General features: G+C 42.6%; 4 protein-coding genes. All 4 read right to left on the reverse strand.

The features are described from left to right. Nucleotides 1-332 precede the first annotated feature (332 nt). On the reverse strand, nt 333-1,079 hold the full coding sequence (locus B2Z67_RS07355; protein WP_291529172.1) for a DUF3823 domain-containing protein: 747 nt from the start codon (nt 1,077-1,079) through the stop codon (nt 333-335). 20 nt (nt 1,080-1,099) lie between these two features. Beyond that, on the reverse strand, nt 1,100-3,031 hold the full coding sequence (locus tag B2Z67_RS07360; protein ID WP_291529173.1) for a RagB/SusD family nutrient uptake outer membrane protein: 1,932 nt from the start codon (nt 3,029-3,031) through the stop codon (nt 1,100-1,102). 17 nt (nt 3,032-3,048) lie between these two features. Then, the gene (locus B2Z67_RS07365) at nt 3,049-6,192 is read right to left on the reverse strand and encodes a SusC/RagA family TonB-linked outer membrane protein (protein ID WP_291529174.1); all 3,144 of its coding nucleotides are present in this window, start codon (nt 6,190-6,192) and stop codon (nt 3,049-3,051) included. Nucleotides 6,193-6,330: 138 nt separating this feature from the next. Then, entirely contained in the window at nt 6,331-9,030 is a 2,700-nt protein-coding gene (locus B2Z67_RS07370) for a GH116 family glycosyl-hydrolase (RefSeq protein WP_291529175.1), read from the reverse strand. Nucleotides 9,031-9,334: the final 304 nt, after the last annotated feature.

The following is a 9,334-nucleotide window of genomic DNA, read 5'->3' on the forward strand; positions in this document are numbered from 1 at the left end:
TGGGAGGGAGAATTCGTCTCGTGGGACGGGAAAATTCGTCTCGTGAGATGAATGCATCCGTCTCACGAGACGAAATTTTCCATCCCACGGGACGAAAGAGACCGTCCCACAGGAGCTATGAATGTATTTGCCGAAAGGGTTCTTACCAATAGAAGAAGGTCTCCTCCCTCTGCAAGAGAGGAAGGAGACACTTCGAGAAAACCTATTGAAAACTATCGATTTTAACCTGTATTATTCATACTTCAGGAGCTAAAGGAGTTATCAGCAACAAGTTGGCTTAGCCTGTATTATTCATGCAGGCAATAGTCTGCCTGTATTATTCATACTTCAGGCTATAACAGTACTTCAAAAACCGAAGAATAATTATACTTAGCCTGTATGCCTTCACCTAAGTTTTTAGGCAAAGCACCGATACGGAAGAAGTACTTCTGCCCGGCTTTCAGCTTCTTACCTTCATCAGAATTCAAATCCAAAATCAATGTAAAAACCTTAGTTGCATTCAGACTATTATTCTCGAAGTTGATGTCATCTCCTTCAATATTGGCCTCCACACGCGCCAGATTGAAAGAGTTAGATGGATTCTTATCCGACTGGGCAAACAAAGCGATTTTCTCCACCTTGCCGGTATTGTGCCCGTACTGTAACTTGAAAGTGGCCGTAATGGCATTATTCCCTTTCTCCACAGACGCCTCTTTGATACGGATATTTGGAACCACCCTAAAATCGAGCTTATTCTCCCCTTTACGAAACTGATGGCCTTTGATGGTATCTAACTTCACAAAGTTCCCATTGTTCATAATCACATCATAAGTACCGGAGAAAACAAGATTATTCCTGTATTCTCCACTCAACATGAGCTTCCATTGCTGCACTTTGCGAATAGCATAACCGTACTCTATGACTTGCACAGAAGCTGCATCACCGCTCGTACCAATCTCTTGCTGAATCAGTTCGTCTGTCTCCGCATCGATAACCGCACCATATACCTGTGCATCCGGCCCATCAAAATTATCCAGTTCACAGCTTATCATCATACATGCTGCACTGATTCCTGCTATTATATATTTTATTTTTCCCATATTCTGTACTAATTAAAAAGTTAAGGATTCTGAATCATTTGATTAATGGCGTTGCGCGGCACATCTTCATAATATTCAGAGATAGAATAAGTGTTAGGACCATTCAAACTTGCGCCCATGGTTGTTTTACGCACAAAAATCAAGGAAGGGGTTTCATCGCGCAAGTCCAACATCGGGACCAAAATATCATGAGAGAAGTTGTTCATCAATGTATGTACCACTCTCCAACGGCGCAAGTCCCAAATGCGGATATTCTCAAAGGCAAGCTCCACGAAGCGTTCGTTTCTCACATTCTCTCTTGTCAGTTCAATTTCATTGGTGTGAGCGGCCCGCTTACGAATATCGTTCAAAGCCTTTTCAGCCAACGTTTTATCGCCCAGCTCACTTTCGCATACGGCTTCTGCATAGTTCAACAGTACTTCTCCATAACGGAACACAATGTAGTCCAATGTCGTTCTATGATATTGCGCAGGCATACTTTCGCTGATCATCTTTCTCATAAGGAAGCCCGACATGGAATGTGTTCCATCACCCGGCCAGAAAGCGGATACCTGATGTTTCTCACCCCCCAGAGAATAATATGTTTTACCATCTTTCCCGGTCACTGTGGTCGGTACGCGATACAACTCAGTTCCATCGGGTTGAATCACCCCACCCTGCATCACGATTTTAGTCCCTTTCCATTCTGTACCGGGAAGAATGATAGAAGCCCATAAACGCGCATCCTTTGCCTTCTTCGCATCACCATAGGCTACTCCGTTAAACAAATCATAAGGAGTATCCTGGCTTACTTTGATATAGTCATTGTAGCCATTATCAAAACCGGCATTAGAATAATTATCACTGATGCGCGTCTTGACCTTTGCATCCGAACGGACACCCGGAAGATCCGTATAGTCTTCATAAGCATCTACCAAATTAAGCGCAGGAGACATCTTACCTTGTCCCTGTGTTTGATAAGGTTCGATAAAGTAATTCAGGCTACTGGCAAATCCAGACCCTTCCTTTACAATACCTTTAATAAAGATAGCCTCTCCGTCTGTTTGATCCGGATTGATAAAAATACTACGATAATTTTCTTCCGCTTCCTTCGGAGTAGCAGGATTGGGCTTATACAGTTGATGATTCGATTCGGTCATAATAGCCAGTGAAGCATCGATACAATGCTGGTAGAAGTAAGCCGCATCACTGGACTTCATTCCTGCCAGTCCTTTAGTAACAGCTTCGCCATCCATTGGAGCCAGTTCGCCGAACTTGGCTATTGACGCAGCATACAAAGCTGCACGTGATTTCAAAGCTAACGCCGCCCATTTAGTTGCCCGTCTATCCGAGCGCTCTGCCGGAAGTTGTGCCACAGCAAGGTCGCATTGCTGCATGACGTAATCCCAAGTATCATATTCCGTACTGCGCGGAACAACCAAAGCATCCGGATTGGCCGGATCATACTCCTGTAATTCCTTAATCAAAGGAACTCCACCGAACTTTTCTGCCAAATAGAAATATACATAGGCAGTCATAAAGGCAGCTTCACCTGCTAACTCTGCTTTTTCACTATCGCGGATATCCAACGTAGGAATAATACTTTTCAGCAAGTTGATGTTGCGAAGCGTCTTATACCCATAATTGAAATAATCGGCCCGGATGACGTATCCCGGTGACTGTTCACCCCACTGGCTTTGAACAGCCTCCTCACAGATATTAGCATACCACAACAGACCTATATTCCCTGTCGGGTTATTAAAACCTCCTTCTCCCGTAGTACCCGGCATGAACATATAATCTTCAATGGGCAAATCGCGGTAAATAGTTGCCATAAAAGCCTTTGCTCCGTTAGGATTGTTAAACAGTTCATTAGGAGTTATCTTGTTGTTAGGCTCAATGTCCAGCAAGTCCGCACATGCTGTAAATACAACCGACAGACCGATTATCAAGTAATAATTTATATTTTTCATCTCAAACGTATTTTATATTAGAAGCTAACATTTACACCAAAGTTGATCGAAGAAGACAAAGGATAGTTCATCATACGATTGTCCTGTCCGGCTGTTTTCTCCGGATCCAGTTTCAGATCCTTCTTCAGATAAGAGTCACAGAATGTGAAGATGTTATACGCATTGACATAAACACGCAAATGCTGCAAACCTACATAGTTAATCCAACGTTGCGGCAATGTATACCCCACCTCAATACTTTTCAAACGGAGATAGCTACCGTCCACCGTGTTACGGTCTGTTTCCTGTGCATTGTTGCCCATCGGATTGTAATTGGCTACACGGGCAGCCGGATACTTCCCGGAAATCCATTTACTATTGGCATCGAAAGGATCCTCCCTGTGCCATCTGTCATACAAATAAGCGGATGAGTTACCTTCCCAGGGAGCATAATTACGCAAGTTATCAGGTATCTGGATTGAATAACATGCAGCACCCTGGAATAAAGCCATGAAGTCAAACCACTTCCATTCGGCTGTCAACGTGACTCCATAGTTCAGGGCCGGCATGTTCAAACCATAATATTTCGGTTTCAGGTCATTACCATCAATATAGCCGTCGCCATTTACATCTTCCAGATAATAATCACCCGGCAGAATCATAGTATTACCCCTGTCACCACTTTGTACAGATGCATTATAAATCTGGTCATAATTATGGAACTGTCCTGCCGTGGTATAACCCCAACCAATACCGTTCCAACGTCCTTCTGTCGCAGCTCTCCAAACATCCCAGCTACTTTCATAAGCGCCATGTATCAGGCGTGTCATCTTACTACGGGCAAAGTTGAAGTTGCCCTGTATGCCATACGATACTTCACCAATCTTGTTTCTGTGCCCTAAAGTGAACTCGATGCCTTCCGTTCGATCGGCATTCAGATTCTCTTCCGGCAGAGAGGCGCCAAATGTATTGGTCAACTGGCTGCCTCTTGTGGCAAGGAGACCATCTCTTTCACGGCGATATACATCAAATGTAAAATCCAGCAGACCATCCCATAAAGTAATATCTACACCGAGGTCGTACGTGCGTGTCGTAATCCAGGTAAGATCCTTGTTGATAAGCGCCGGAGTCTGAACACCATTCGTTTGCGTACCATCGACAAACTCATATCCCCTCGATCCCATAGTAAAACCTTCCATGAACTGGAACTCATTACCGGCATCAATACCGGTTTCTCCGTACGAGGCTCTCACTTTCAGGTTGCTGACAAAAGGTATATTGTCTTTAATAAAGGATTCCTCCGACATTCTCCAACCGGCACTCACTACCGGGAAGAATCCCCAACGTTTATCCGGAGCATAACGGTAAGAACCATTGTAACGGAAAGCTCCTTCCAGCAAATACTTACCTTTATAGTCATAATTCAAGCGTCCCAGATAAGAAATGTTAGCCGTTTCTCTATAACCACCCGAATTCTGAATATTACTTTGTGACCCCAGATCCAGGATAGGTTTAGAATATATATCATACTCGCGCGTGGCAGATATATTATCATTCCAACCGTAATTCATCTCGTACATACCCATCAGGGAAATATTATGATCCCGTGCGATTGTGGTACCATAGGATAATTGTGCCTGAATATTAAGGTTATTACCATCATTCATACTCACATATAAGCTACTCGGGTCGTTGATCGTTTTCGAAACATCGTATGAAGCATTTTGTGAGTTATAACTGTATAACTGATAAAGTTTTCGCTCATGCGACGTACGGCCATCGCTGGCATCATAAGAAGTCATCAATTTTGCTTTCAATCCCTCCACCCAGGGAACATCGTAAGTCAAAGTAGCAGACGACTGCAGGCTTCGCCCCCTGCTTGTATTCATACCGGTAAGGTCACCGTTCATCCCTGCCACAGGATTATCCAGAAAAGGATATGCAGCATTATAATAGTCGGAATTATTATTAGCATACAACCCGGAGGTAGGCCTCATCAAAGTAGATTTAAAGAGCAGGTCAAACACTCCCTGAATAGGTGCATTCGTTACGTCATACCTTCCGGACACATTAACTTCTGCCTTGAGGTATTTGGATAATTCCGCCGTAAAATTACTACGCATAGTATACCTCTCGTAATTAAAGTCACCTCCTTTGGTCAGGTCACCATCACGGGCATATCCAAAGCTGGCATAATAAGTCATTTTATCACCACCGCCTTCAACAGAAAGTGTATGTTGCTGACTGCCCGCACTCTTTTTGAACACAGCGCCCAGCCAGTCTGTGCTTTCGTAGCCAAGACCACCAGCCTTCCACTTGGCAAGTTCTTCAGGCGTAATGTTAGGTCCGGTACCCGCATTCATAGAAAGCTCGTTGGAGATTTCCGCATATTGAGCAGCATTCATGACTTCCAACATGGAGGTTGGAAAGATTGCAGTGAATGAACCGTTATAATTGAAGCGGGCTTTTCCTTTTCTCCCTTTCTTTGTAGTAATAATCACCACACCATTAGCAGCATTCATACCATAGATAGCAGCTGCACCATCCTTCAGGATAGAGATGTTTTCAATGTCTTCCGGATTTATACGCTGGAATTCAGATCCGCCATCGCCGCTATCGCGAACAACCCCATCAATGACATATAACGGACTGCCAAAGCCACGAATCTGTACCATAGAACTAAAAGAACCGGGCTGACCGTCTTGCTGACGGACTTGTACACCGGCAATTTTTCCTTGCAAGCTTTGAGCTACGCTGGTGCTCTTGGTTGTCAGAACCTTATCACCACTGAGGGTAGAAATAGCCCCCGTGAGCGTCTGTTTCTTCTGTGTACCATATCCCACAACCACAATTTCGCCCAAAACAGCTTCATCTTCTTCAAGTACTATTCTGACGGAGCTTTCACTTCCGACCTTGATTTCCTGTGTTTGGAAACCAACATAAGACACCTGAAGAATAGCGTTCTTCTCAAGATTTTGCAATACAAATTCACCAGATATATCAGCCACGGCATTTTTATTACTGGCTCCTTTCACTACAATTGTTGCACCGACCAACGGATTACCTTCCTGATCAATTACTTGTCCCTTAAACTGCTCATGTTGTGCATATACCATCGTGGTACACAGCAACATGATACATCCAAACAGAGTACGTGCTAAATGATTTATGTGTTCTATCATATTAATAAAAGATTTTAAATGTTATAATTACATATAGTAGATGTTACGTTTCCACTTCTCCCAGTGGATAACATTAAGGGTGTTGTCATTTCATCTCTTCTCTTTTGACATAGGCATTTTATTTAATGGTTAACGTTCTTATTTTATTGTTACGTAACGAAAGTCATGTTTATCTGCTTCCGGAAGAACCGGAGCCTCCAGACGATTATCTACAATACGATCCCAGTACTGGCTCAAATCCAAAGTTTTACCTTCTTCGACCACAAATTCATTTATCTCTGTTTCCCTCTTCTCTGATGTAGAAAGTCCGGCGGGTTCTGATATTACTTTATTGAAACTAATCCGTTCTTTACTATACTTCTTCGTTATCTTGAGGGTGATAGACTTCTTTTGGGGGTCAGCAACTACAACTCCCCAAAAATTTGGATAGAACAGAGGAATATTAATTGTTTTATCACTGGTCACAATAGGAGCCAGACGTAACTCTTTCCGGGGGATATTAATACCGGCACCTGCCAATACGTCTGTAGAGAACCAAGTCACCGGCGCTGTCATATAGGTAATATCACTGGGATTCCACAAGTTTTGTGTCCATGTCCAGCCTTTACGCAAATGTACCAGTTGGATGTGCTTCATGATATCCATTGCATCTTCATAAAATCCAGCCTGCATGCCTGCCAAAGCTGTATAACTTTCCAGATAGAAAGGCCAGCACTGTGAACCTTTATTGTCAATACCCCGATTCAGATTGATATCCCACACCTTGTTAGCATAATAATCGGGTGATTTGGAAAGTGAAATCTTGCATTGCGATACAACAGATGCTTTTACAATATCCATGGGGTAAATATCGCCCCATCCACAATAGCGACTCAGGAACTGACCGGCCAACTGACCTGTAAACAGTACATTATCGAGTCTTTTAGAACCGTCCGGTTCACAACCATAGGCAAAGAATCTTCCGTTCCACAACTTCGCAAGAGCTTCTTTCTGCGATGCTGCAAACCATTTTTGTGACAGTTCTATTATTCTTTCATTTCCTACAGCTTTTCCTATTGCTTCATAAGCTTTCAAAGTTGTCAGCCACACTCCCGCATAATAAGAATATAAAGGAGGGTGCACAAAGTCATCATAAGTAGTAGGGCCAACAGGAATGGTGCTACCTTCGGGTGCCCGGCTATATAAAAAAGCCATCGCTCTATTTATATCCGTCAGGTGGCTTTTCAGATATTCAATATCCCCTGTCTGCTCATAGTCCTTAACAAGTTGTATGATCCAGCCCGAAGAATTATCCAGCATCCAGCCTTTTTCTGTCGGTACACGTCCACCTACGCTACCCATACCTACATAATAATGCCCGATAAAATGGAGTATATATCCTTCCGGATCCATTGAACCCGCAAAGATGTCCATCTCCGAACGATCTAACTGAGTAAAGAACTTCTGATAGAAAGGATGCGAACTCAGGCGTTGGTCCATTGTTCCGGCAAAGCCGCCCATAGCTCCTTCATTTACCATCACGTCTCCCCCTTTGGTTAGTACCATATTAGTGTAAATAACGTACCCACTATTAATCAGTTTAAATTTATACCAACCGGGAAGAGAACTATCAAGAACAGGTTTCTGCCATTCTGTAGTTTGCTGGGCAATTCTCGCCCTGTTAGATGTGGCATAGCGTAGCATCGTTCCCATATTACTGAAGTAATTATGGTAGAATTTATTATAGTCGGCTCCGCATGGCCAATAACTTCCAATAGAAGCTACCGTTGCATCAATATGAAGTTCCGGAGCATACCATGCCAACATAAAACGAATTGTTTTCTTCTGTCCCGCTTTCAATTGGGTTTTAACAGCCAATACTGATGCGGAAGAAGACTGCGCCTGTTCCGTTAATACAGTCTTTGCCGGTGATGAAATGAATTCACCATTTGACCTGAACTGTTCCCAAGCATCACCGTCCGTATGGCAGGCTGGAAGGTAGGATATGTTTTTTTCTCCTTCCACAGCAATCACAACCTGATTCACATAATTCTGGAAAGTCAGTTTACGAGGTTGCAGACTATCCGCTGCATATTGTATCAGACCTTTCAGATTATCTAACTGATAAGGTTCTACATACGTTTTTGCTTTCTCACGCAATGGCCAGTTCTCTCCATTATTCAGATTGGCTCTTCCTTCACTCAGCAATTGTCCATTATCAAATCCTTTCAAACTTTTCGGGTCTTTGAACATTCCGATAAAATCTTCCCAAGAGAAAGCCAACGATGCTTCCATATCTTCCTGAGATACTAAATCGACCTCAAACCACACGACAGGCAAAGAAGAGTCTTTCACATTGTGCGGAACCAATCCGGAATAAGCACGGATAACGGGGACTACTTTCAGGTTATTACCCTCATAACTTAACTCGGCAGTCGGAAACAATCCTTTATATTGAGTATGTTGCACTCCTTTCATCCCACACAAAGTGGCATTGTCTCTAACTAAACGGAGTGCTTCCTTTTCACTCCCTTTTCGTGTCCATAGAGAAAAGAAGGAATATTCCGAGCGTTTGATAGGAGTATGAATATTATTAATTCCTATTCTTGTGAATCTACCACTCGGAGCAAAATTAATATAGCCAACTCCAATACCTCCTAAAGGGACTCCACTTACATCCTCGTGATCTTTTAACGAGAGGTAATCATAATTGGTTTTTCCACCTAATATTCCATTTTGAATGCTGAATTTGGTATTAGCCTCTTCGACACCATAATTGTTCTGATTTTCTTCTTGCCCATGCAGTGCAAACGCTCCTGCAAGACAAAAGGCCAAAGAGACAAAGGTTCTTTTATTCATACTTGTATTTTTAAAGATTAATAATAGAGCTTGGAATCTATTTCTGCTTTCGTTATCGTTCGAAGACAAAAATAGGCGCTGATAGATTACAATAGCGGTTACATTAAGGTTAATTGGAGGTTAATTCTACAGGTTAGTTTATTAATTATCCGATTAATTAAGGGAAATATGTGTTTTAAACCTAAAGCTACAGGTACAAAGAAGACTGTCTCAAAATATAGAGACTTAAGTAGCTGTTCATAATTAGTTTATACTATGAATGATAATATAGCGAAACGGAATCTCAATCCGGTTGCTGCGCAAT

It is taken from the genome of Bacteroides sp. UBA939 (genome assembly GCF_002293435.1).
Classification (GTDB): domain Bacteria; phylum Bacteroidota; class Bacteroidia; order Bacteroidales; family Bacteroidaceae; genus Bacteroides.